Source organism: Streptomyces sp. NPDC050546 (assembly GCF_044457425.1).
In the GTDB taxonomy this organism is placed as follows: domain Bacteria; phylum Actinomycetota; class Actinomycetes; order Streptomycetales; family Streptomycetaceae; genus Streptomyces.
The window spans coordinates 1-1,052 of sequence record NZ_JBITGX010000041.1; the positions used below are offsets into that span (position 1 = coordinate 1).

The following is a 1,052-nucleotide window of genomic DNA, read 5'->3' on the forward strand; positions in this document are numbered from 1 at the left end:
TGTATTGACCCGCGGGGTTGTTCACACGGCTGATGGGTGGCTGACCTGCGAGTGCGGTGTGGCAGCGGTGGTGGTTGTAGGCGTGGAGGAAGTCTGCCAGGGCTGCGGTGCGTTCGGTGTTGCTGGTGTAGGGCCGTCGGTAGGCCCATTCATCCAGCAGGGTGCGGTTGAAGCGTTCGACCTTGCCGTTGGTCTGCGGCCGGTAGGCGCGGGTGAGTTTGCCGGTCGCGCCGAGGTCAGTCAGGGCTTGCCGCCAGGCGAAGCTCTTGCGGTAGGGCCAGGCGTTGTCGGTCAGGACCCGTTCGATGCGGTCGATGCCCGCGGTGGTGAAGAAGGCTGCGGCCCGGCGCAGGAAGTCTGCGCAGGTGGCGGCCTTCTCGTCCGGGTGGACCTCGCTGTAGGCGAGGCGGGAGTGGTCGTCGACCGCGGAGTGGATGTAGTCGAAGCCCATGCCGCTGCGGGTTGCCCTGCCGGCCTGGCGGCCCAGGACCTTGTGCCCGCCGCCGTCGGGGATCCGGCCGAGTTTCTTGACGTCGACGTGGATGAGCTCGCCGGGGCGGTCGCGTTCGTAGCGGCGGATGACCTGGCCGGTGGGCCGGTCCAGGAAGGACAGGCGGCTCATGCCGTGCCGGGCAAGGACGCGGTGGACGGTCGATGCGGGCAGGCCCAGGATCGGCCCGATGCGGGCCGGGCCGAGCTTGCGCTCCCGCCGCAGGAGGCAGACCCGGTCCTCCACCGCTGCCGGAGTCCGGTGCGGCGTCGTGTGGGGACGACTTGGACGGTCGTGCAGGCCGGGCTCGCCCTCTGCCCGCCAGCGCCGCAGCCACTTGTGGGCCGTGGGCCGTGAGATGCCCATCTCGGCCGCGACATGCGCGACCGGACGGCCGGAACGGACACGCTCGACGAGCAGCCGCCTGCCGTGAACGGTCAGACGGGCATTACGGTGGGACACGAAGACCTCCGTGCGGTGCAGTCCTAGACAGCTCCACCACACCGGAGGTCTTCGCCATGATCAAGCCCGGCCAGCGTTAACAACGCTCGTGATCAATACA

1 protein-coding gene is annotated in these 1,052 nt (G+C 69.3%); it reads right to left on the reverse strand.

Annotation, left to right across the window (positions count from 1 at the left end):
- Positions 1–952 (reverse strand): IS481 family transposase (locus ACIBK5_RS43605; RefSeq protein ID WP_399029087.1); only part of this gene is annotated, 952 nt, incomplete at its 3' end.
- Between the last annotated feature and the right edge of the window lie 100 nt (positions 953–1,052).